The 22,741-nt window shown below is 43.7% G+C and carries 21 protein-coding genes; 10 read left to right on the top strand and 11 right to left on the bottom strand.

Annotated elements, in window-relative coordinates:
• Positions 1 to 4: 4 nt before the first annotated feature.
• The 10 genes from VJY63_RS11570 to rnhB all read left to right on the top strand — a co-directional run bounded on the left by VJY63_RS11570 (position 5) and on the right by rnhB (position 10,482).
• Positions 5 to 811, top strand: coding sequence for a phosphatidate cytidylyltransferase (locus VJY63_RS11570; RefSeq protein ID WP_324050980.1), 807 nt, complete (start codon positions 5 to 7; stop codon positions 809 to 811).
• Positions 808 to 1,986, top strand: a complete 1,179-nt coding sequence (gene ispC / locus VJY63_RS11565; RefSeq protein ID WP_324050979.1) for a 1-deoxy-D-xylulose-5-phosphate reductoisomerase — start codon at positions 808 to 810, stop codon at positions 1,984 to 1,986. The genes VJY63_RS11570 and ispC overlap by 4 nt, the downstream gene beginning before the upstream one ends.
• A 24-nt stretch (positions 1,987 to 2,010) precedes the next feature.
• Positions 2,011 to 3,366 (top strand): sigma E protease regulator RseP, encoded by a 1,356-nt coding sequence (gene rseP, locus VJY63_RS11560; RefSeq protein ID WP_324050978.1) that lies wholly within the window; start codon positions 2,011 to 2,013, stop codon positions 3,364 to 3,366.
• Positions 3,367 to 3,487: 121 nt separating this feature from the next.
• Positions 3,488 to 5,854 carry an outer membrane protein assembly factor BamA gene (bamA, locus tag VJY63_RS11555; protein ID WP_414674858.1) on the top strand — a complete coding sequence of 789 codons (2,367 nt, stop codon included), beginning with the start codon at positions 3,488 to 3,490 and terminating at the stop codon, positions 5,852 to 5,854.
• A gap of 19 nt (positions 5,855 to 5,873) precedes the next feature.
• Entirely contained in the window at positions 5,874 to 6,398 is a 525-nt protein-coding gene (locus tag VJY63_RS11550) for an OmpH family outer membrane protein (RefSeq protein WP_324050976.1), read from the top strand.
• 8 nt (positions 6,399 to 6,406) lie between these two features.
• A complete protein-coding gene (gene lpxD, locus VJY63_RS11545) occupies positions 6,407 to 7,441 on the top strand; it encodes a UDP-3-O-(3-hydroxymyristoyl)glucosamine N-acyltransferase (RefSeq protein WP_324050975.1) in 1,035 nt (344 codons plus the stop codon).
• Positions 7,442 to 7,521: 80 nt separating this feature from the next.
• On the top strand, positions 7,522 to 7,959 hold the full coding sequence (fabZ, locus tag VJY63_RS11540; protein ID WP_324051037.1) for a 3-hydroxyacyl-ACP dehydratase FabZ: 438 nt from the start codon (positions 7,522 to 7,524) through the stop codon (positions 7,957 to 7,959).
• Positions 7,960 to 7,961: 2 nt separating this feature from the next.
• A complete protein-coding gene (gene lpxA, locus VJY63_RS11535; protein WP_324051036.1) occupies positions 7,962 to 8,729 on the top strand; it encodes an acyl-ACP--UDP-N-acetylglucosamine O-acyltransferase in 768 nt (255 codons plus the stop codon).
• On the top strand, positions 8,726 to 9,859 hold the full coding sequence (lpxB, locus tag VJY63_RS11530; protein ID WP_324050974.1) for a lipid-A-disaccharide synthase: 1,134 nt from the start codon (positions 8,726 to 8,728) through the stop codon (positions 9,857 to 9,859). The genes lpxA and lpxB overlap by 4 nt, the downstream gene beginning before the upstream one ends.
• Entirely contained in the window at positions 9,856 to 10,482 is a 627-nt protein-coding gene (gene rnhB, locus VJY63_RS11525; RefSeq protein ID WP_324050973.1) for a ribonuclease HII, read from the top strand. The genes lpxB and rnhB overlap by 4 nt, the downstream gene beginning before the upstream one ends.
• On the opposite strand, the gene VJY63_RS11520 is transcribed toward rnhB, so the two are convergent.
• From VJY63_RS11520 to VJY63_RS11470, 11 genes are all read right to left on the bottom strand, one after another.
• Entirely contained in the window at positions 10,483 to 11,067 is a 585-nt protein-coding gene (locus VJY63_RS11520; protein ID WP_324050972.1) for an undecaprenyl-diphosphatase, read from the bottom strand.
• A complete protein-coding gene (locus VJY63_RS11515; RefSeq protein ID WP_324050971.1) occupies positions 11,048 to 11,857 on the bottom strand; it encodes a methyltransferase domain-containing protein in 810 nt (269 codons plus the stop codon). Before VJY63_RS11515 ends, VJY63_RS11520 begins: the two co-directional genes overlap by 20 nt.
• Before the next feature lie 103 nt (positions 11,858 to 11,960).
• On the bottom strand, positions 11,961 to 13,256 hold the full coding sequence (locus tag VJY63_RS11510; RefSeq protein ID WP_324050970.1) for an adenylosuccinate synthase: 1,296 nt from the start codon (positions 13,254 to 13,256) through the stop codon (positions 11,961 to 11,963).
• Positions 13,257 to 13,340: 84 nt separating this feature from the next.
• Positions 13,341 to 14,510: an ATP phosphoribosyltransferase regulatory subunit gene (locus tag VJY63_RS11505; RefSeq protein WP_324050969.1), complete on the bottom strand. Its 1,170-nt coding sequence runs from the start codon at positions 14,508 to 14,510 to the stop codon at positions 13,341 to 13,343.
• A gap of 85 nt (positions 14,511 to 14,595) precedes the next feature.
• Positions 14,596 to 15,471, bottom strand: coding sequence for a protease modulator HflC (gene hflC, locus VJY63_RS11500; RefSeq protein ID WP_324050968.1), 876 nt, complete (start codon positions 15,469 to 15,471; stop codon positions 14,596 to 14,598).
• The gene (hflK, locus tag VJY63_RS11495) at positions 15,471 to 16,706 is read right to left on the bottom strand and encodes an FtsH protease activity modulator HflK (protein WP_324050967.1); all 1,236 of its coding nucleotides are present in this window, start codon (positions 16,704 to 16,706) and stop codon (positions 15,471 to 15,473) included. The genes hflC and hflK overlap by 1 nt, the downstream gene beginning before the upstream one ends.
• A gap of 88 nt (positions 16,707 to 16,794) precedes the next feature.
• Positions 16,795 to 18,090, bottom strand: coding sequence for a ribosome rescue GTPase HflX (hflX, locus tag VJY63_RS11490; protein WP_324050966.1), 1,296 nt, complete (start codon positions 18,088 to 18,090; stop codon positions 16,795 to 16,797).
• A gap of 22 nt (positions 18,091 to 18,112) precedes the next feature.
• Positions 18,113 to 18,349 (bottom strand): RNA chaperone Hfq, encoded by a 237-nt coding sequence (hfq, locus tag VJY63_RS11485; protein WP_324050965.1) that lies wholly within the window; start codon positions 18,347 to 18,349, stop codon positions 18,113 to 18,115.
• Between the two features lie 149 nt (positions 18,350 to 18,498).
• Positions 18,499 to 19,509, bottom strand: coding sequence for a tRNA (adenosine(37)-N6)-dimethylallyltransferase MiaA (miaA, locus tag VJY63_RS11480; RefSeq protein ID WP_324050964.1), 1,011 nt, complete (start codon positions 19,507 to 19,509; stop codon positions 18,499 to 18,501).
• Positions 19,506 to 21,404 (bottom strand): DNA mismatch repair endonuclease MutL, encoded by a 1,899-nt coding sequence (gene mutL, locus VJY63_RS11475; RefSeq protein WP_324050963.1) that lies wholly within the window; start codon positions 21,402 to 21,404, stop codon positions 19,506 to 19,508. The genes miaA and mutL overlap by 4 nt, the downstream gene beginning before the upstream one ends.
• On the bottom strand, positions 21,401 to 22,741 hold the full coding sequence (locus VJY63_RS11470) for an N-acetylmuramoyl-L-alanine amidase (protein ID WP_324050962.1): 1,341 nt from the start codon (positions 22,739 to 22,741) through the stop codon (positions 21,401 to 21,403). Before VJY63_RS11470 ends, mutL begins: the two co-directional genes overlap by 4 nt.

Raw genomic sequence — 22,741 nt, 5'->3', positions numbered from 1 at the left:
TGCCATGTTAAAACAAAGACTGCTGACCGCGATTTTTTTAGCGCCTTTGGCACTTTGGGGCTTGTTTGGCCTTAGCGGTATTGCATTTGCCATTTTTACTGGCGTAGTGATTGGTATTGGGGCTTGGGAATGGGCGCGATTATCTGGCTTTAAGTTGGTGGGTCAAATTATTTTCCCAGCCTTTATTTTACTAATCCTATTTGGCGCTTTTGAAAAGCCAGAATTACTGCACCAAGCTTTGTGGTTAGGTTTGGCTGGCTGGCTAGTAGCGCTATTTTTTGTCACCACTTACCCTAAAACAGCCAACCTGTGGCGTTGCCCATCACGCCGTTTAATTATGGGTGTGTTTATTCTTGCCCCTGCTTGGGCTGGCTTTATTTTATTGCGTGAACAAGGTTGGTTTTGGCTACTTTATGTACTGTTAATTGCTTGGGTTGCTGATGTTTTTGCTTATTTTGCAGGCCGTGCATTTGGTCAACACAAGCTTGCCCCTGCGGTTAGCCCAGGAAAATCTTGGGAAGGTGTTGCTGGTGGCTTGGTTGGTACTAGTTTACTAAGCGTTGCGGCCAGCTTTTATCAAAGTTTTTCATTCAAACAGTTTTTATTGCTGCTGGTTATTACACTGATTATTACCGCAGTTTCTGTGTTGGGTGATTTAACCGAAAGCTTGGTTAAACGTGAATCAGGCATGAAAGATTCTAGTCAATTATTACCCGGACATGGTGGCATTATGGACAGAATTGACAGTTTAACGTCTGCTGTACCTTTATTTGCTTTATTAATGCTTAATTTTGCAGGCGATTTATTGTGATACACATTGCAATTTTAGGTGCAACAGGCTCAGTCGGGCAATCAACGTTAGATGTGGTGGCGCGTAATGCTGACCAATACGAAGTTTTTGCGGTGTCGGGCTATCAACGCTTGGCTGAATTACTACAAATCTGCAAAAAATTCCAACCGCAACTGGCTGCCGTTCCTGAAGCCGCAGCTGCTGAGTTTCAACAAGCATTAAGTGCAGCAGGCTGTAAAACACAAGTAGTAGCCGGTGAAGAGGGTTTGCAGCTTTTAGCCAGCACGCCTGAAGTTGAGGTCGTTGTAGCGGCCATAGTGGGTGCTGCCGGTTTAGTGCCAACGCTGGCTGCGGTTAAAGCCGGCAAACGCATTTTATTAGCCAATAAAGAAGCGCTGGTGATGTCTGGGGCGCTGTTTATGGATGCAGTAGAACAACACCAAGCAACACTGCTGCCGATTGATTCTGAACACAACGCTATTTTTCAGTGCCTGCCAACTGATTTTTCTAAACGTAGCTTTGCTGAACAAGGCATTGAAAAACTCTTATTAACGGCTTCAGGTGGGCCATTTCGTGGCTGGCAAGCCGAAGCTTTAAAAAACGTTACACCCGAACAAGCCGTTGCTCATCCTAATTGGTCAATGGGACGTAAAATTTCCGTTGATTCAGCCACCTTAATGAACAAGGGTTTAGAGCTAATTGAAGCTTGCTGGCTATTTAATGTGCAGCCGCAGCAAATTGAAGTTGTTGTGCATCCGCAAAGCATTATTCATTCGATGGTTAGCTACCGTGATGGCTCAGTATTAGCGCAGCTAGGCAACCCTGATATGCGTACCCCCATTGCTCACGCTTTAGCTTGGCCAAAACGCATTGCTGCTGGTGTCGACCCACTTGATTTAATGACAGCCAGCGCCTTAACGTTTGAAAAACCAGATGAAATTGCTTTTCCTTGCCTACAACTAGCCCGCCAAGCTTTTCAAGCCGGTGGCACAGCGCCCGCTATTTTAAATGCTGCCAATGAAGTAGCGGTTGCGGCATTTCTTGAACAAAAAATTGGCTTTACACACATTCCTGACATTATTCAGCGTGTACTTGATCTTAGCCCGATTCAAGCAGCAAACGATCTTGAGCTTTTATTGTCAGAAGATCGGCGTGCTAACCAGCTAGCACAATACATCATTCAAAAGCGTCATTAACCTTTTGCGGACTTAAAGCCTGTTATGGATTTTTTACACACTATTTTTTCGCTTATCATCACTTTAGGCATTTTAATTACTTTCCATGAGTTTGGTCACTTTTGGGTAGCAAGGCGCTGTGGTGTTAAAGTGCTGCGCTTTTCGGTGGGCTTTGGTAAACCGCTGCTGCGTTGGCACGACAAACAAGGCACTGAGTATGTGATTGCAGCACTGCCTTTAGGCGGTTACGTTAAAATGCTTGATGAGCGCGAAGGTAATGTGCCGCCAGAATTGGCGAGCCAATCATTTAACAGTAAAAGTGTAGGACAGCGTTTTGCGATTGTTGCAGCAGGACCGATTGCTAACTTTTTGCTAGCAATTGTGGCTTATTGGTTTATTTTTGTTGTGGGAACGCAAGTGCCTGCGCCTTTAGTAGGCAATGTTGAACAAGGCTCACCCGCTGCTGTTGCTGGTTTAAAGCAAGGCGATGAAATTTTAAGCATTAACGGTAGCAATACACCCAGTTGGCAAGAAGTGGGTTTGAGCTTATTGTCGCGCATGGGTGAAACCACGCAAATTACGTTAAGCGTGCAAAACGAACAAGACAGTTATCAACGCGAAGTTAAGGTTCAAGTCACTCATTTTTTAGCCGGACAAGAACAACCCGACCCATTTGGCAGTTTAGGGGTTAGGCCTTGGCGACCCGACTTGGCACCTGTTTTAGGCAGTATTCAAGCATCTGGTGCGGCAGAACAAGCCGGTTTACAAGCCGGTGATAAAATTATTGCCGCCAACAATGCTGCTATTAATAGCTGGGCTGCATTGGTTGAAGTCTTACAAGCCAATCCTAATCAGCAACTGTTTCTTTCTATAGAAAGAAACCAACAGCCACTAGAACTGGCTATAACACCCAATATTAGAGTCCAAGAAGACGGTCGTGAAGTTGGCTTTATTGGTGCAGGTGTGCAAATGCCCGAATGGCCAGCAGAGCTTCTACGCGAGCAACGCTTTGGCCCTGTTGATTCACTGGTACGTGCTTCACAAAAAACCATAGAAATGAGCTGGTTAACACTGAATTCTATAGGCAAAATGGTGACTGGTTTAATTAGTCCAACTAACTTATCTGGCCCAATTACCATTGCCCGTGTGGCTAGCGATTCGGCACGTTCAGGTTGGGAAAGCTATATTAGCTTTTTAGCTTATGTCAGTATTAGTTTAGGCATTCTTAACTTATTACCCATTCCTGTACTGGATGGCGGGCATTTACTTTTTTATGCCATTGAAGCGATAAGACGCAAACCCGTCACTGAAGCGGTACAAGAAGCGGCAACACGCGTGGGTGTATTGATGTTAGGTAGCTTAATGCTGCTGGCTTTTTATTTTGATTTACTGCGTCTTTAGCCTTTATTTTAATAGCAACCCACTAGGTTAATAGCCACTAGGTTAATAGCAACCGCCACTAAAACGGATACTGAATAGCGTGAAATTTCGCACTTCAATTTTTTTAACACCAAGCCTAGTCTTGTTACTTGCTTTGGTTTTTTTGCTTGCCTTAGTCAACGCTGCTTCTTTAGAGGCCGCTAATCGCACTTTTCAAATGGACGATCTTCGTATTGAAGGCTTGCAGCGTGTTTCACCGGGTACAGTATTTTCAGAGCTACCTTTACAAGCCAACGAACCCATTGCTTTAGAGCAGATTACCAAGGCCACTAAACAGCTATTTGCTACGGGCTTGTTTGATGATGTTGCTGTTTATGAAGATGCTAATCAGCTAGTGATTAAGGTAAAAGAGCGCCCAACGCTGCAAAAGCTTGAAATTGAAGGCAACAAAAAAGTCAGCACCGAAGATTTAACCAAAGGTTTGTCGCAAGCTGGTTTAGAAGAAGGGCAAATTTTTCAACGCTCCACCCTTGACAAAATTAAGCTTGAGTTAGAGCGGATGTACCACGCACAAGGCCGCTACAACGCAAAAATAACCAGCGAAGTTGAAGCATTGCCGCGCAACCGTGTAGCAATTAAAATTAGCATTACTGAAGGCAGTGTTGCTGCAATACGCCGTATTAATATTGTTGGTAACACTAGTTATACTAACCAACAACTGCTTAAAAACTTTGAGCTGAATGAAACTAAAGGCTGGACATTATTTTCGTCTGCCGACCAATACTCCCGCGAAAAACTAAGTGGTGACTTAGAGCGTTTACGGTCTTGGTATTTAGATAAAGGCTATTTACGTTTTAATGTTGAGTCGACTCAAGTGTCTATTAGCCCAGACAAGCAAGACATCTTTGTTACCGTTAATATTTTTGAAGGCGATCAATATAAAGTCAGCGCTGTTGAGTTAGCTGGCGAGCTTATTTTAGAAGAAAACGAATTGACCTCGCTTATTCTTCTTAAAGTAAACGATGTGTTTTCTCGTAGCGCCATGACCGCGTCCAGTGAAAATATGCGTAGTCGTTTGGGGATTGAAGGCTATACCTTTGCAGAAATTAACGCCCGTCCTGAAATTGATGACCTAAAAAAAGAAGTTAAATTAACCTTTTTTGTTGATCCCGGTCGCCGTAGCTACGTTCGCCGCATTAACTTTAACGGCAATATCAGCACCAAAGATGAAGTGTTACGCCGCGAAATGATTCAACTGGAAGGTGCTTCTGCCAACACTGATTTAATTCAACAATCTAAACAGCAGTTAGAACGCCTTGGCTTTTTTAGCAGTGTGAATGTCGAAACGCAGCCAATTGCTGGCAGCCCTGATTTAATTGATGTGAACTACACGGTGGAAGAACAGCCGTCTGGGTCTATTTCTGCTAGCGTGGGTTACTCTCAATCCAGCGGCGTGGTTTATGGTGCATCGCTATCACAAAATAATTTTTTAGGAACGGGTAATGTCGTTAGCCTTGGCGCTAACCGTAGTGATTTTCGTACCAGTTATAATTTTTCTTACTTAAACCCTTATTACACCATTGATGGTATCTCAAGAGGCTTTAATCTTTTTTACCGTGAAACGGACTTTAACAGTGAAGATTACGGTATTTCTAGTTACGCCACTGATGCTTATGGTGCCAATGTTACTTATGGCTACCCTATTTCTAGGTTCAGTCGTTTAAGTTTGTCGCTAGGTTTTGATAATACGCATGTGCAAACCGAAAAAATGACGGGTTCAGATTTTATTTTACTGGATGATATTCGTGCTTTTAATGCACTTTATGGCTTAGATTTTTTTAATTATAAGTTAACGGGGCGCTGGACAAGAAACAAACTTAATCGCGGTATTTTGGCAACCGACGGTAGTTACCAAAGCCTTAGCTTAGAATTAGCAACACCCGGTTCTGACTATGAGTTTTTTAAAGCCAACTACCGAGGTCAGAAATATTTCACGCTTGCTGATAACTGGTCACTTAAATTTAAAACTGATTTAGGTTATGGTGGCAGCTTAAATAGTGAATACAATCAGCTACCTTTTTATGAGAATTATTTTTCGGGTGGTTTAAGTTCGGTGCGCGGTTATCGCTCCAATAGCTTAGGGCAACGCAGTACACAAACTGACGGCTTAGGTGGTAAAACAAGAGAAACAACCAATGCTTTAGGTGGCAACGTACTCATTGAAGGTTCTGCTGAGCTTATATTCCCACTACCCTTTATTGAAGATCAACGTTCGATGCAAACCAGTTTATTTGTTGATGCAGGCAGCGTATTTATGACTGAATGCATCATAGGGCATGATACTTGTACTAAAGGTGTAAACTTAGATGAATTGCGTTATTCCGCGGGCATCAGTTTAACTTGGCTAACCGCCATTGGGCCTTTAGCTTTTAGTATTGCTCAACCACTCAATGACGGCCCTAAAGATCGTACAGAGTTCTTCCAATTCTCATTGGGGCAAACCTTTTAATACTTTAAAGGATAAAACTATGAAACTTAATCGCTTAATAACGACTGGGTTATTTGTATTGCTGTTTAGTTTAAGCTTTGGTTTAGCTGCTGATGATTTTAAATCCGTGCGTGTTGCTGTACTTGATTGGCAAGGTGCGTTGATGGAGTCAACAAAAGTTCAAGCAGAATTTAAAGCAGCCGAACAACAACTAAGTGGCGAGCAAAACCGAGCGCGTCAACTGGCTGAAGAAGCGCGTAGCTTGCAAGAGCGTTTACAGCGTGATGGCTCGATTATGAGCGAAGATGAACGCCGTAAAATGGGGCAACAAGTTGAACAAAAAGCCCAAGAATATCAGTTTGTTGTTTCCAGATTGCAAAAACAGCAACAAGCAATGCGTCAAGAAATTGTTGAGCGTCATCGCCCAACACTTGAAAAAGTAGTCAACGCAGTGATTGAAGAATATAAAATAGACATCCTGTTAGACCGTCAAGCGGTTGCTTTTGCACGCCCACAATTTGATTTAACACCGGCTGTTGCAGATAAACTTAATAAGGCTCAATAACTAACCTAATGAAAACTTTTACTTTGGGTGAACTGGCTACTTATCTAGGTGCAAAAGTTCACGGCGATCCTGACTATCAGGTAACTGAGATGGCTAGCCTTGAAAAAGCTAATGCATCTCAAGTTAGCTTTTTAAGTAATCCTAAATATTTACCTTACTTAAAAGACTGCCAAGCAGGTGCAGTATTACTTAAACCTAATCAAGCAACTAACTTTGTAGGTAATAGCTTACTCATTGAAAACCCTTATTTAGGTTTTGCTAAGCTTAGTCATTTATTTGATGATGATAAACCAGCCAAGGGTGTGATTCATCCCAGTGCAATTATCGCCGAAGATGCAGAGATTGACTCTTCTGCACATATCGGTGCTTTTGTTGTTATTGAGGCAGGCTGTAAAGTGGCTGCAGGCGTTATAATTGGCGCTCACTCAGTTTTGGCAAAAGGCTGTGTTGTCGGTGAAAATACCCTATTGCACCCTAGAGTAACGCTCTATCGCCGTGTACACGTTGGTGACGCGTGCATTATTCATTCTGGCGCGGTCTTAGGCTGCGATGGTTATGGTTTTGCACCTACTGGCAGCGATTGGGAAAAAATTGCTCAATTGGGTCATTTAGTCATCGCCGATCAAGTGGAAATTGGCGCTAACACCACCATTGATCGAGGTGCTTTAGATAACACGCGCATTGACCGTGATGTTAAAATTGATAACCTAGTCCATATCGCTCACAACGTTAAAATTGGTGAACATACCGCCATTACAGCACAAGTAGGTATCGCTGGTTCGACCAGCATTGGTGCTAATTGTATGTTTGGTGGCAATAGTGGCATTGCTGGTCACATACAAGTTTGTGATAATGTCCAAGTAACTGGCATGGGGATGATTACTGGCTCTATTAATAAACCTGGTGTTTACTCCTCCGGCACCGGTCTCCTAACAAATCGCAACTGGCGTAAAAGTGCCGTGCGTTTTCGTCAATTAGAAGAACTAAACCAAAAGGTTAAAAGCCTTGAAAGTCAGCTCCGGCAACTTACTGAACCGGAATAAAATATCGCCCTGATTTGTCAGGTGCTAAACAACTTAACGTCTCATCTTGCTTTGGCGTTTTTTAGAGGTAGAAATCCATGATTATGGATATTAATGAAATAAGAAAGTACCTTCCGCATCGCTACCCCTTCTTATTGGTCGACCGGGTAACTGATTTTGAACTTGGAAAATCAATTACTGCTTATAAAAACATTACAGTTAACGAGCCTTATTTTTTAGGTCACTTTCCTGAACATCCCATTTTTCCGGGTGTGTTAATTATTGAAGCGATGGCGCAAGCTGCTGGTATTCTTGGTTTTAAAACAGTTAATAAATTACCTGCCGATGGTCATTTGTATTATTTTGTTGGCTGTGAAAAAACACGTTTTAAGCGCCCTGTAGTACCCGGTGATCGCTTAACGTTAGAAGCCAAAGTGTTGCGTGAAAAACGTGGTATTTGGGTTTTTGCTTGCCGTTCGCACGTCGATGGTGAAACCGTTTGTGAAACTGAAATTACTTGTGCGGAGAAAAAAGTTTGAGCTTGATTCATTCTACTGCGCTGATTGATTCCTCGGCACAACTGGCAGACGATGTTGAAGTAGGTCCTTACTCAATCATTGGCCCTAACGTAACCATTGGTGCGGGTACTGTCATCGGCCCACACGTCGTTATTAATGGCCCAACAACCCTAGGCAAGCGCAACCGTATTTTTCAGTTTGCAAGCGTCGGGGAAGATTGCCAAGACAAAAAATATAAAGGTGAACCGACCCGCTTAGAAATGGGTGACGATAACGTTATCCGTGAAAGCGTTACGATTCACCGTGGTACGGCCCAAGATTTAGGCTTAACCAAAATTGGCAGTGGCAACTTATTTATGGCTTATTCGCACGTTGCTCACGATTGTATCGTGGGTGATAACTGCATTATGGCTAACCAAGCTACGCTGGCTGGCCATGTTACTATGGGCGATTTTGCGATTTTAGGCGGATTATCTGCAATCCACCAATTTAGTCGAATTGGTGCTCACGCCATGTGTGGCGGTGGCTCGATTATACTTAAAGACATTCCTGCCTACGTTATGGCCAGTGGTCATCCGGCGGAAACGCATGGCATTAACTACGAAGGGCTAAAGCGCCGTGGTTTTTCTAAAGAAGCCATGCAAGCTTTACGCAATGCTTACAAAGTGGTCTTTCGTCAAGGTTTAAACCTGCAAGATGCCATTGCACTACTTGAAAACAGTGATGTGCTTCCTGAAGTAAAAGTGTTTATTGATTCACTTAAAAACTCTCAGCGCGGTATAACCCGTTGAAAATCTACCTTGTTGCTGGAGAAATTTCTGGCGATATTTTAGGTGCAGGATTAATCACTGAACTTAAAGCTCTCTACCCTGCTGCTGAATTTCGCGGCATGGGTGGCGAGTTAATGCAAGCGCAAGGTTTAACCAGTCTGTACCCATTAGAAACCCTGTCCGTTATGGGGCTACTAGAAATACTGAAACACCTCCCCAAACTTATCAAAGTAAGAAAGCACCTTTACCAAGATGCGTTAGCTTGGGGCGCTGATGTGATGATTGGCATTGATTCTCCTGACTTTAATTTAGGTTTAGAAAAAAAGCTGCGCCAACAAGGTATGAAAACGGTGCATTACGTTAGTCCTTCAGTTTGGGCTTGGCGACAAGGCCGCATCAAAGGCATTAAAAAAAGTGCTGACTTAATGCTAGCGTTATTGCCTTTTGAAGCCGACTTCTATCAACAGCACGCTATGCCTGTTACTTTTGTTGGCCACCCCACGGCAGACAAAACGCCAATAGAACCTAACAAATCGTCTGCCCGTAATACCTTAGCATTAACGGATAAACAGCACCCCATCATAGGTTTGTTACCAGGGTCACGCAGTGGTGAAATTGCGCGGTTGGGTGAATTATTCTTACAAACTGCTCAAGCTTTAAAAAAGCTACACCCACAGGCTGTTTTTTTACTGCCGGCGGCTTCTGCTAAACGCTACACAGAACTAGAAATATTGCTAACCGACAACCCAGTGACAGATTTAAAGTTGCTACAAGGCAAAGCGGATTTAGTGCTACAAGCTGCTGATGTGTGTTTGGTGGCTTCAGGTACGGTGGCATTAGAAACACTGTTTTGCAAAACGCCTATGGTGGTTAGTTATAAACTTGCACCTTTTACTTGGTGGCTATCAAAATGGATGTTGAAATCTAAATGGGTTAGCTTACCTAATTTATTAGCACAAAAAACACTGGTACACGAACGCTTACAAGATCAAGCCAATGTTGAACAGCTGACTTATGACCTTAATGAGTTGTTAACCCAGCCAGCCGTTGCAGCAGAACAAACCCAAGCTTTTTATGCCATTCACCAGCAACTTAGCTGTAACGCAAGTAAACAAGCGGCAAAAGCCGTAGCGAACCTTTTAAACCCATGAAAAAACCTAATTTAGCGCCTTTAACAGCTGATGAAATCCCTTACCAAGGTTTGTTACTTGCTGGTGTTGATGAAGCGGGACGCGGCCCCTTAATTGGCTCAGTCGCCGCCGCAGCGGTGATACTTGACCCTAACCAACCCATTATCGGTTTAGACGATTCTAAAAAGCTAACTGAAAAAAAACGTGAAGCTCTAGCCATAGAAATTAAGCAAAAAAGCCTTGCTTGGGCGGTTGCTGAAGCCAGTGCTGCTGAAATTGATACGTTGAATATTTTACAAGCCAGTTTTTTAGCCATGCAAAGAGCAATAGATGCGTTACCAACTGCCGCAGAGTTTGTTCTAGTTGATGGTAATCGTCTACCTAAAAGCTTACAGCAACCCGCTTTGGCTGTAGTAAAAGGGGATGCGCGTCACCCTGCCATTGCTGCGGCCTCTATTCTGGCTAAAGTCTATCGAGACGCACAAATGCTAGCATTAGATAAACATTACCCTAATTATGGCTTTGCAAAGCATAAGGGTTATCCTACAGCAGCGCATTTTGCTGCACTAAAAGAACATGGCGCACTTGCCGAGCATCGTCGAAGTTTTGCACCAGTAAAAAAGCAATTAGAGCTAGATGCCTAGTTAGTTTTTTAATAGCCAATTAGGTAGTTTGATGCAGGTAAATAACTGATAAAAACGTTCTAAGCAGTTCAGTTTACCTACTAAAAAAATAACCATCAGTGAAGAAATCCCACCTAGTAAAGCAGCACCCACTATATCTAAAGGGTAGTGAACACCCACAAAGACCCTTGCTAAACCGGCTAACACACTTAATAAGCACAATGCATAGCCTAAGCTTCTAGTCGCTTGATTAAATACATACATAAATGCAATGGCAAAAATAAACGTGGTGTGATCCGAAGGAAAAGAAGCATCCGCAGTGTGTTCAACCAGTTGCGTCCCTAAATGTGCTACAAAAGGGCGTGGATGAAAGTAAACCAAGCCAATTAAATAACTGATAAATAAAGCCAATAACACAGAATAACCAGCAAAAAAGCTAATTCGTTTCTTTTCAAAACTTCCAAAAAACCATAACAGCAGCATCAGCGCTATTAATAAAAAAGGCATGGCTTCTGCCATAAAAATGACCAAAACATCAACAATAGTGTTCTTGCCTGCATATTGATTAATCAATAAAAAAAATGTGCTATTTAAATCCGCTATCACTTAACTGGCCTTTTTTAGCATTAATTAAAATATAGCGCCCCATGCGCCACCAAGGTTCTTGTTGGCAAAAGCGGCGTTCAATATCTAGCAAGCGTGCCGGTGTTGCTTCAGGAGGTAGTTTTAAGCGCAAGTAATCATTAAAAACCCTAACGCCTGTCGTAGCAGTAATTTCAAAACCAGCCTGCTGCAACCAGTCAATCACTTCATTAGGTTTTAAGGGTGAAATCGGTGTTAGGCGTTTACCTTTACCTTTACCTTGCAAGGGTTTTTCTAGCACTCTTTGCCAGTTTCCCTTTAAAATATTTGCTAACAACAACGCATCAGCATTAAAAAACATCAGCGACAAATGCCCACCTGGTTTTAAAAGCTGCAATAGTTCTAATAAGGTTTCTTTTGGTTGCTGCAGCCATTCCAAAACCGCATGGCAAACAATTAAATCAAAATTTTGCTGATCTTTTGGCAATTGCTGCGCTAGGTCTTGTATAGACGCATTTAACGTTGTGACACCAGAGCGCTGCAGGCGTTTAGCCGAATAATCAAGCATTTCTTGGGCCGGTTCAGCCAATAGCACATGATGCCCTTTACGCGCCAACCAACAAGAAATTTGCCCTAAACCACCACCAGCATCCAGCACCTTTAAGCCTTTTTTTTCTAAAGGTAGCTCGGTAAGCATACGTTCGCGCAAAATTTTAAGGCGCAAACGACCTTTAGCCGTGCCATAGATATTTCGGGCAAATTTCTCTGGCATACCACCACTGAAAAGACGGTCTTGTTGACTAGCGCTAGGCATAAAATAACTACTATAGAAGGAGCAATGAGAGGTAACGCTTAACAATACGCAGCTTAAACCTACATTCAATCAAACAAGGTAAAAGCTGCGCTATTTTTACTGGCTAGTCTGCGAAGGGATCACGCAATACAATTGTTTCAACACGGTCAGGGCCGGTTGAAATAATGTCAATCGGTACACCTAACTTTTCTTGTAAAAAAGTAATGTAGTTACGCGCATTAACAGGTAATTCTTCGAGGGTTTTAGCGCCTACTGTTGATTCAGTCCAGCCCGGTAATGTTTCATAAATCGGTGTAACCGCAGCAAAACCTTCCGCATCAATCGGGCATTGTACGCGCTGACCGGATTTATCTTCGTAAGCCACACACACTTGCAGCGCTTCTAAGCCATCTAATACATCAAGCTTGGTTAAGCAAATGCCAGTCACCGAATTAACTTGTACGGCATAGTTAACAGCGACGGCATCAAACCAACCGCAGCGGCGCGAACGGCCTGTTGTAGTACCAAATTCGTGACCTTTAGTGCCTAAATACTCACCAACTTCATCGAGTAACTCGGTAGGCATTGGGCCAGAACCCACGCGTGTGGTATAGGCTTTAGTAATACCAAGAATGTAATCTAAGTATTTAGGGCCAAAACCTGAACCCGTTGCTACACCGCCTGCTGTAGTATTAGAGCTAGTAACAAAAGGGTAAGTACCGTGATCTATGTCTAACAAAGAACCTTGTGCGCCTTCAAACATGATTTTAGCGCCCTGCTTACGTAAATCATGCAAGTAGGTAATGGTGTCAGCAACCATTGGACGCAGTTGCTCAGCGTAAACCATGCACTCATCTAATAACGTTTGATAATCAACAGGCGCTTCTTTAAAAAAGTTTTCTAAAACAAAATTATGGTAAACCAACACTTCTTTTAGTTTTTCTGCAAAACGCTCTGGGCAAAGTAAATCGCCAATGCGTAGACCGCGACGCGCAACCTTGTCTTCATAGGCTGGCCCAATACCGCGCCCTGTTGTACCAATTTTAGCTTCGCCACGGGCATTTTCACGCGCCACGTCTAAACGTACATGGTATTCAAGGATGAGCGGGCAAGCAGCGGATAGCTTTAGACGGTTGCGTACTTCAACGCCACGCTCTTCCAGCATTTTAATTTCTCTGAGCAAAGCATCAGGTGCAACGACTACACCATTACCAATTACGCAGGTGACATTTTCACGTAGGATGCCAGAAGGAACCAAGTGGAGTGCAGTTTTTTGACCATTTACAACAAGGGTATGTCCTGCATTATGCCCACCTTGAAAACGCACTACAGCTTTAGCATTTTCTGTTAGCAAATCAACAACCTTACCCTTACCTTCATCACCCCATTGGGTACCTAAAATGACAACGTTATTGCCCATTTTTTAATCTCTGTAGCCTAAATGAATTTAAAAAGCCAAACCTGACAAGGTTAACAAGCCTACTTAGCTTGTCAAACACTTAGTTCACTCTGCGATCACCCACTGATCATTTTTATGTGTAATTTTCTGGCCAGAAGCAGACGATAAAGTAGTCTCCGCAGCTTGTAAAATTACTCTTTCACCTTTAGCACGTAGGTCTTTTAACAAAGCTCTACCTGCTTTATCCCTTAAAATAGCTGCAGGGGCAATGAAAGGAGCTTTAGCTTGTTGTGTTTGCTGCAAACTGACCAAAGCTTTTAAATCGGTTGAAAAACCTGTAGCCGGACGTGCTCGACCAAATACTTTACCAATTTCATCATAACGCCCACCCTTAGCAAGGGCTTGCCCTAAACTAGGCACATAAGCAGCAAAGACAATGCCTGTATGGTAATGAAAGCCACGTAATTCCGACAAGTCTAAGTAAATGTTTAAATCGGGGTATTGTTCTGTTAAAGCGCTAACAAGCTGTTGCAGTGCTGTTAAGGCTTCTTGTACCACTGCTGGTGCATTAGTCAACATTTGCTGAGCAAGCGCGAGTACTTCTGTACCGCCATTTAATTGAGACAAGGCTTTAATCAGCTGAATAGCAGCTTGATCTTCCCAAGGCGCTAAAAAGGCATCCAGTTCGTCTAAGCGCTTTTGCTGCAAAATTCCAAATAGTTGGTATTCAGCTTCTTCAGGCAAATTGCTGTCGGTTAGTAAGGCACGGTAAATGCCCACATGACCTAAATCTAAACACAAATTTTCAGCGCCCGCCAATAACAAGCTATCGAGCATTAAACATAAAATTTCTAAATCGCTATCAACGCCATTTTGACCAAATAGCTCGGCACCCAGTTGAATGGGTGAACGCGAACCTAAAAGGTTGTCTAACTGAGTACGCACAATTTCTGCTGAATAACAAAAACGTGCTGTGCCTTCAGAGTGCATCGAATGAGCATCCATACGTGCAACTTGTGGCGTAACATCGGCACTTACACCCATCATGCGACCGCTTAATTGGTCGGTTACTTTGAATGTTTGTAGTCCTAAATCATGCCCAGCGCCCACTAACAAAGATTCTAAAAATTCAACTTTAGGGGGTAGAACCAGTTCATAACCCCAGCTATGAAAAAGGTCTAACAGCTTACGACGCAGATTTTCAATTTGACGCGCACGAGGAGGTAGCACCTCATCCATTCCATCAGGTAGCAGCCAACGGTCTGCACTACTCATAAACTTCTCCAGCCTTATTGCATTTATGCTTTACATAAAAAACCGGGAGGTGTGACTCCCGGCGAACCCAAGCCTAAAAGCTAAGTTATTTACTGCCTTTGGCGTTATCTAAATAACGGAAAAAATCGCTTTTTGGGCTAACAACTAAAATATCTTGCTTGCTGTTAAAGGTGGCACGATAGGCTTCCATGCTACGCAAGAAACTGTAAAGCTCACGGTCTTGATTATAAGCACGCGCATAAATCCCTGTTGCTTCTGCATCACCTTCACCGCGTAAAATATCAGCATCACGTTCTGCTGTTGCAAGAATAACTTCACGCCCACGGTCTACTGCTGCACGAATACGCTCGGACTGTTCTTGACCTTGAGCACGGTATTCACGCGCTTCACGTTGACGTTCAGTACGCATCCGCTCATAAACCGAGTTAGACACTTCGGACGGTAAATCAATTTGCTTCACACGAATATCAAAGATCGCAACACCCATCGAGTCACGCAAAGCAAGGTTTAATTCTTCAATTGGACGACTCATTAACTCATCACGTTGTTCGCTAACAATTTCACCCAAAGTACGACGGCCAAATTCGTTACGCAAACTTTCATCAACACGCGGTGCAATTAAGCGCATAGAAGCTTGTTCGTCACCGGCTGTTGCTTCGTAATAACGCGTAACGTCAACAATTTTCCACTGTACAAAAGAGTCAACGATCACGCCTTTACGGTCACCCGTTAAGTAACGTGACGGACTACCATCAAGGGTTTGCAAGCGCGTATCAAATAAACGTACCGTGTTATAAACCGGCACTTTAATGTGTAAACCTGGTTGAATATCAGATTCTACAACTTCACCAAACTGCAAACGTATGGCACGTTGTGTTTCATTAACGATGTATAAACTGCTACTAGCTAACATTGCTAATAGAGCAAGAATAGCCAACGCAACTATAGAGCGAGCGTTCATTAGCGACCCTCCCGACGGATACTGGTATTGGCGTTTTGGCGTTCACGAATCTGTTCAATCACTTGATCCGTTAACTGCTCTAAATCATAGTCAGTCGTTGGCGCTGTTGCTGAATTACTGGTGACGTTACGTGATGCTGTTGCGGGTGTAGATGAGCCTAAACGATCCAGCGGCAGATACATCATGTTGTTGCTACCTTCTTCAGTATCAACCAGTACTTTACTTGCGTTAGATAACATCGCTTGCATTGCGTCAATGTATAAACGTTCACGCGTTACTTCAGGTGCTTGGCGGTATTCTTTTAGTAATGCTAAGAAACGACTTGCTTCACCTTCTGCTCTTGCTGTTACTGATTCACGATAAGCTTGCGCTTCTTCACGAATACGCGCTGCACGACCTTCAGCATCAGGTAGTACTGAGTTTTCATAAGTACGTGCTTGGTTAATACTGCGCTCACGGTCTTCACGGGCGCGAATAACATCATCAAATGCTGATTGAACTTCATCCGGTGCGGAAGTGCTTTCAATGTTAATGGTTTCTAGCGTTAAACCCACCGCGTAGTAATCCATAAAAGCTTGTAAACGCTTATTCACACCTTGGGCTAAAATTTCACGCCCTTCGGTTAAAATTTGAATTAAATCGGTTGTACCCACTTCATGGCGTAACGAGGAGTCTAAAGCATACTCAAGGCTGCGCTCTGGGCCACGAACATTCAATAAATAATCTTTTGGGTTACTAACCACATACTGTACAGAAATACTAACTTGTACGATATTTTCATCACGGGTTAGCATGGTGGCACGTTGATTAAATGAACGAATACGCGTCACGTTAACTTTTGTTACCGAATCAATAATCGGCGGATTCCAATGTAAGCCAGGTGTTACTGTTTCATGGTATTTGCCTAAACGCAATACAACACCGCGCTCAGCTTGGTCAACCAAGTAAAAGCCACCAGCAACCCATATGGCTAGAACAAGTACAGCAATCAAAGCGGTTAAACCATAACCACCAAATTTACTGGGCGATTTAGAGCCGCCAGAACCACCCCCTTTCCCACTACCAAAAATGTTGGTTACTTTATCTTGTAGCTTCTTTAAGGCTTCGTCTAAATCGGGTGGTCCTTGATTGGGTCGCTGGCCATCATCTTTACCTGAGTTACGGTCGGGCTTACGTCCACCGCCGCCCCAAGGATCGTGCTGATTGCCGTTACCGCCTGGCTCATTCCACGCCATAGAGTGCTCTCCACTAAAATTATGTAGTCTTTGATTGGTTTTTTAAGCAATAAATATCGCGCAATGCTACCTTAAATTGTGATTAAGGTCATGGTTTTGTAATCCAAAGTAACGACTCTTCTGCTAGATTTAACTGCGAAAGAAGCTGCCGAAAATCTTTTTGTGGCAAACGTAATTGCAACTGACAGTGACCTTCTTCACTGTAGTTTTCAACAGTCACTGCATTTAAATTAAACAAACCAGCACGTAAACGTGTTTGAGCGGGATGAAGCTGCAGCAAACCCTTAACAATTTTAATCGCTAAGCGCTCGTTAATGGCTTGCAGCAGTAAATCACAACCCTCACCGGTTGCTGCTGACAACCAAACCCTTTTTGGTACGCCATTAGCATCACGCTCAATTCTTGGTTGTTGTTCTAGCCGATCAATTTTATTAAATACCATCAAAGTGGGTACCTCAGCAGCGCCCACTTCGTCTAGCACTTGCTCAACCTGATCTATATTGTCATCCCTTTCATGGCTTGCAGCATCGACCAAGTGTATTAACAAGGTTGCTTCAGCGGCTTCTTGTAAGGTTGCCTGAAAAGCTTCGATCAGTTTATGCGGTAGATGACGAATAAAGCCGACCGTATCAATAAGCACAACTGTCCCGACATCCTCTAACTCGATGCGCCGCAAAGTAGGATCAAGGGTCGCAAAAAGCTGATCAGCAGTATAAACATCCGCATTGGTTAGACGGTTAAATAACGTTGATTTACCTGCGTTGGTATAACCTACTAACGAAACGGCTGGGATCTCAGCCTGTACTCTGGCACGGCGACTGGTTTCACGCTGCACGCGTACTTTTTTTAAGCGGCTTTGAATTGCCTCAACGCGCTTACGCACTAAACGTCGATCGGTTTCTAACTGCGTTTCACCTGGCCCACGTAAACCAATACCACCTTTTTGGCTTTGTAGGTAAGTCCGCCCACGCACTAAACGCGTAGTCAGAAATTCTAGTTGTGCTAATTCAACTTGCAACTTACCTTCATAGGTACGCGCTCGTTGAGCAAAAATATCCAGAATTAAACCAGTACGGTCAAGAATTCGACAACCTAATTCTTTTTCAAGGTTACGTTCTTGAGAAGGCTTTAAGCTGTGATTAAACAAGACTAAATCGGCTTGATATTCTTCGACTGCTGCACGAATTTCTTCTAATTTACCATCACCGACAAATAATCTTGCCGAAGGTGATTTACGGCTACCACCAATAAGAACCAGCACCTCTGCACCAGCAGAACGCACTAGCTCTAAAAACTCGGCTGAATCTTCACGTTTCAATTCATCAGGTAAATCTATGTGCACAAGGACAGCCCTGTTGCCGCCCTCTTCGCGTTCAAAAAACAATCAATAACTCCCAATACAAGCTTTAAGATTCATCTTCATCCGAACTAGGTAGGCGTACATTGCGTGAAGGCACAACAGTAGAAATAGCGTGCTTATAAACCATTTGGCTGACGGTATTACGTAACAAAATCACAAACTGATCGAACGATTCAATTTGACCTTGCAACTTAATCCCATTAACTAAAAAAATAGAGACAGGAACTCGCTCTTTACGTAGCAAGTTTAGGTAGGGGTCTTGTAACGTTTGCCCTTTAGACATAGTGGTATCTCCATTAAACATTAGAATTTTTTATACATTTTTTATACATTTTTTATAGAACTTCGATTTATTTATGCGTTGCTCTAAAGCAATTATAACCATCCCACCCAGTCTTTGTCCGTCATTTCTGCTGCACCTGCAAAAGAAACTTATAATAAAGTTGGGTTTAATGCTAATAATCTATTTTCAATTGCCTTATTCGTCGTTTCATTTGCTATAAATGCCGTTGCCGCTGCTAGTACACAAGGTAAAAGTTGCGAGTGATCACTTTGCAGCCAATTAAGATGCTGCCACGAGCGCATCCAAGTCAATTGTCGCTTAGCTAATTGGCGTGTTGCAGCGATGCCTCTAGCTTTTAACTCGGTTAAATCAAAATCACCGTCTAAATATTGCCACGCTTGGCGATAACCTACTGCACGCATGGAAACTAATCCCAAGTGCAAATCACTACGTTTACGCAAAGCTTCGACCTCTTCAATTAAACCTTGTTCCAACATCAGCAAAAATCTTTGCTCTATACGCTGGTGCAAAGTGCTGCGCTGGGTAGGCGTTAAACCCAGTTGCAATAAACGCCACGCAAAGGGTTCTGGCTGCTGCTCTTGCCAAAGTTGGGTGCGAGTTTTACCTGTTTGCAGAAATAATTCCAAAGCACGCAGGGTGCGCTGCGGATCGGTTGGTGCAATTTTAGCCGCTGATTCTGGATCAATGGCTGCTAAACGCTGGTGCAGCGCTGGACAGCCGATAGCCTGTAATTCTTTTTCTAGCTGTTGGCGAATCAGCGGGTTAGACGAAGGCAAATTGCTATCGCCTGCTAATAAGCGCTGGTAATAAAGCGATGTGCCGCCGACCAACAAAGGCGTTTTGCCTGCTGCGGTTATTTCCTGCATCGCCTGCAAAGCATCACGGCGAAAATCGCCTGCTGAATAACTTTCTGCTGGATCACGCAAGTTAATTAAACGGTGCGGCGCTCTGGCAAGCGTTGCAGCATCGGGCTTGGCAGCGCCAATATCCATGCCTTTATACACTTGGGCAGAATCCACGCTAATAATTTCACAATTTAATTGCTCAACCAAAGCAATGGCTAAATCAGTTTTACCCGCAGCAGTGGGACCTAGTAAAAAAATAGCCGGTGGGCGTTCATCTAACACTTCTAGCATCATCGCCCCCTTAAAAACATCGTGTCTAAATCTTGCATACTTAACTGAAACCAAGTGGGGCGACCATGATTACATTGATCGCTGCGTTCAGTGATTTCCATATCACGCAGCAAAGCATTCATCTCAGGAATCGCTAACTGCCGACCTGCCCGCACCGAACCGTGACAAGCAATGCTGGCAAGCACTTCATTAATGGAGTTTTCTAAACTACGCGCCGTGCCGTAGCGTTTTAGCTCATCTAATAAAGTAGACACTAAAGCAGCGGCATTAGCACCTTGCAACAGCACCGGCATAGAGCGGATAACCAGTTCTTGCGGGCCTAGTATATCCAGCTGCACGCCTAAATCATGTAACAGTTCAGTATTTTTACTCGCTAGTTCAACCGCAACTTCATCAGCACTTACCGCTTCAGGAATCAGCAAAGGTTGGGCGGTTAACGGGCGTTTTAACCAGTCAGTTTTTAAGCGCTCATAAGTAATTCGCTCATGGGCAGCGTGCATATCGACGACGACCAAACCTTGGGCATTTTGCGCCAAAATATAAATCCCCTGCATCTGCGCCAGCGCATAACCCAAGGGTGGAATGTTTGAAGCCGTAGTGTTTGAAATAGCAGGGGCTGCTTTAGGTGGCAAGTCCGCCGCTAATTGATGGTAAAAATCTAAAGTAGCACCCGTGGTTGCTGGTTTAAAGGCTGCTGCGGTTGATTGCGGCACGGGCCAATTTAATGACGCTTGTTCTTGCAACTGTTTTATGGGTGGGCTGAATTGGTTTGCTGACGCTGCTACTGTTGGATAATTTTGCTGTTCTTGTGAGTGTTTTTCAGCGCCAATCTTTTCAGCGCTAATCTTTTCAGCGCCAATCAGTGCCCCCGATAAACGCCGATGCAGGCTGCTAAATATAAAATCATGCACCCAGCGCCCGTCTCTAAATCGCACTTCACTTTTGGTGGGATGAACATTGACATCAACAATTTTAGGATCAACGTCTAAATACAAGACAAAAACCGCATGACGACCACCATAAAGCACATCTTGGTAGGCTTGGCGTATGGCATGAGCCACTAGCTTATCGCGCACCACTCGGCCATTGACAAAAAAATATTGGCGATCAGCTTGAGCACGGGCATAAATCGGTAAACCCACCCAGCCACGCAGTTGAATGCCCGTTGCAACGGCTGCAATGGGTAACGACTGTTCAATAAAATCTTTGCCTAATAACTGGGTGACGCGGCGCTGCTGTAAACCTTGCTGCTGTAAATCTTCATCTTCCGTATAACAAGGCACAGCAGTCAGTTGATGAATGAGTTTACCTTGGTGTTTAAGCGTAAAAGCCACGTCTTGACGCGACAGCGCTAACCGTCGAAATACTTCTTCTAAATGGCTAAATTCGGTACGTTCGGTGCGTAAAAATTTACGCCTTGCTGGGGTGTTAAAAAATAAGTCGCGTATGATTAAGCTAGTACCACGCGGGTGCGGTGCTGGGCTAATTTGCGACTGCATTTCTCGACCTTCTGCCACCACGCGCCAGCCTTTACCCGAATCATCGGTGCTAGTGATTAGTTCTAGGCGTGAAACCGAGCTTATTGAAGCCAAAGCTTCACCCCGAAAGCCTAAGCTAGTCACACCTTCTAAATCATCTAAAGTGGTGATTTTACTGGTGGCATGACGTGCCAGCGCTAGCGGTAAATCGCTCAACGCAATGCCGCTGCCATTATCACGAATTCTTAATAATTTTACGCCAGCGTCTTCTAGCTCAATATCCACTTGGCTAGCGCCAGCATCCAGGCAGTTTTCAACCAGCTCTTTTAGTACTGACGAAGGACGTTCAACCACTTCACCGGCAGCAATTTGGTTAGCTAAACGTGGGCTAAGCAGTTGAATGGATGGTTCAGCGTTCATGTTGATGGAATCCTTAATCTTTGTCCCACTTGAATAACATCATCATTTAAGTCGTTCATTTTACGTAACTCGCTGATATCAACACCTTTACGCCGTGCAATTTCTGACAAGGTATCACCACGGCGAATGGTATAAGACGAAGATTGCTTGTATTGCTTGTTTGATAAGAGCGTATTAGGCGGTGGGTTTTCTAAAAAATAATCTTTGATTGCATTAGCAATTTGTTGTGCTAATTTGCGCTGATAAGCCAAATCACGCAGGCGCTTTTCTTCTTGCGGATTCGAAATAAAACCCGCTTCAATCAGCATCGATGGCATATCGGGCGATTTAAGCACTAAAAATCCGGCTTGTTCAACGTCGCGTTTGTGCAGCGTATTGATTTGACCTAAGCTTTGTAATACCCGCGAACCCACTTTAAGGCTTTCTGAAAGTGTTGCTGTCATGGATAAATCAACCAATACACCCGCCAGCGTTTCATCTTTATCGCCCAGCGTTAATACGCCTTCTACGCCACCAATTAAATCGGCACGGTTTTCGCTATCGGCCAACCAACGCGCTGATTCAGACGTTGCTCCCCGTTGTGACAAAACATAGACCGACGAACCTTGCGGTTGCGGCAAGCGATAAGCATCCGCATGAATAGACACAAATAAATCGGCACGCGCTTGACGTGCTACATTCACACGCTGGCGCAAACCGATGTAGTAATCACCCGTGCGCGTTAATATTGGCTTAAATACAGGATCGCGCTCAATAATTTTTGCTAACTCTCTGGATATTGCCCATACAACGTGCTTTTCACGCGTACCGCTTGGGCCAATAGCACCGGGGTCTTCACCACCATGCCCTGGATCAATGGCGATAATTATTTGGCGCGGCTGTTTGGATTGAGCGGTTGATCTAACAACGGGCTGCCTAACCGCTGCCTGCTTTTCTGGCAAGACTAAGTCAACGACTAAACGGTGGCCATATTGTGCATTAGGCCTTAATAAAAAGCTGCGTGGCTGAATATCTTGGGATAAATCCAGTACGACTCTTAAACCTGTTCGATTACGCTTAGCAGAGCGCAAACGACTAATAGGCGTTGAAGCTAGATCGGTATTGTCCAGCACGGTATTAAGGCGCACATCGCTAATATCAATCACTAACCGTTTAGGGTTGTCCAAACTAAAAACGCGGTGTTCGACCGGGCCAGACAAGTCAAATACCAAACGCGTATGATCGGGTGCTGGCCAAATTCGAAGATTATTAATCCGCGAGCTTGCCTGTACTTGTAGCGATAAGACAGCAAAAAACACTAATAACAAAAAATATCGGGTAAGTTTTAAAGTCATCAT

It is taken from the genome of Marinospirillum sp., assembly GCF_035271045.1.
In the GTDB taxonomy this organism is placed as follows: domain Bacteria; phylum Pseudomonadota; class Gammaproteobacteria; order Pseudomonadales; family Halomonadaceae; genus Marinospirillum.
Note: the sequence above shows the minus strand (reverse complement) of the source record. Positions and strands in the feature narration are given on the sequence as shown.

What these genes read in the sequence shown, in the direction of transcription:
- rseP (WP_324050978.1), top strand. Translation starts at nt 2,011, where the DNA reads ATGGATTTTTTACACACTATTTTTTCGCTTATCATCACTTTAGGCATT.
- hflK (WP_324050967.1), bottom strand. Translation starts at nt 16,706, where the DNA reads ATGGCGTGGAATGAGCCAGGCGGTAACGGCAATCAGCACGATCCTTGG.
- mutL (WP_324050963.1), bottom strand. Translation starts at nt 21,404, where the DNA reads ATGAACGCTGAACCATCCATTCAACTGCTTAGCCCACGTTTAGCTAAC.
- rnhB (WP_324050973.1), top strand. Translation starts at nt 9,856, where the DNA reads ATGAAAAAACCTAATTTAGCGCCTTTAACAGCTGATGAAATCCCTTAC.
- hflC (WP_324050968.1), bottom strand. Translation starts at nt 15,471, where the DNA reads ATGAACGCTCGCTCTATAGTTGCGTTGGCTATTCTTGCTCTATTAGCA.
- lpxD (WP_324050975.1), top strand. Translation starts at nt 6,407, where the DNA reads ATGAAAACTTTTACTTTGGGTGAACTGGCTACTTATCTAGGTGCAAAA.
- miaA (WP_324050964.1), bottom strand. Translation starts at nt 19,509, where the DNA reads ATGATGCTAGAAGTGTTAGATGAACGCCCACCGGCTATTTTTTTACTA.
- VJY63_RS11570 (WP_324050980.1), top strand. Translation starts at nt 5, where the DNA reads ATGTTAAAACAAAGACTGCTGACCGCGATTTTTTTAGCGCCTTTGGCA.
- VJY63_RS11510 (WP_324050970.1), bottom strand. Translation starts at nt 13,256, where the DNA reads ATGGGCAATAACGTTGTCATTTTAGGTACCCAATGGGGTGATGAAGGT.
- VJY63_RS11470 (WP_324050962.1), bottom strand. Translation starts at nt 22,741, where the DNA reads ATGATGACTTTAAAACTTACCCGATATTTTTTGTTATTAGTGTTTTTT.
- VJY63_RS11550 (WP_324050976.1), top strand. Translation starts at nt 5,874, where the DNA reads ATGAAACTTAATCGCTTAATAACGACTGGGTTATTTGTATTGCTGTTT.
- VJY63_RS11505 (WP_324050969.1), bottom strand. Translation starts at nt 14,510, where the DNA reads ATGAGTAGTGCAGACCGTTGGCTGCTACCTGATGGAATGGATGAGGTG.
- hfq (WP_324050965.1), bottom strand. Translation starts at nt 18,349, where the DNA reads ATGTCTAAAGGGCAAACGTTACAAGACCCCTACCTAAACTTGCTACGT.
- VJY63_RS11515 (WP_324050971.1), bottom strand. Translation starts at nt 11,857, where the DNA reads ATGCCTAGCGCTAGTCAACAAGACCGTCTTTTCAGTGGTGGTATGCCA.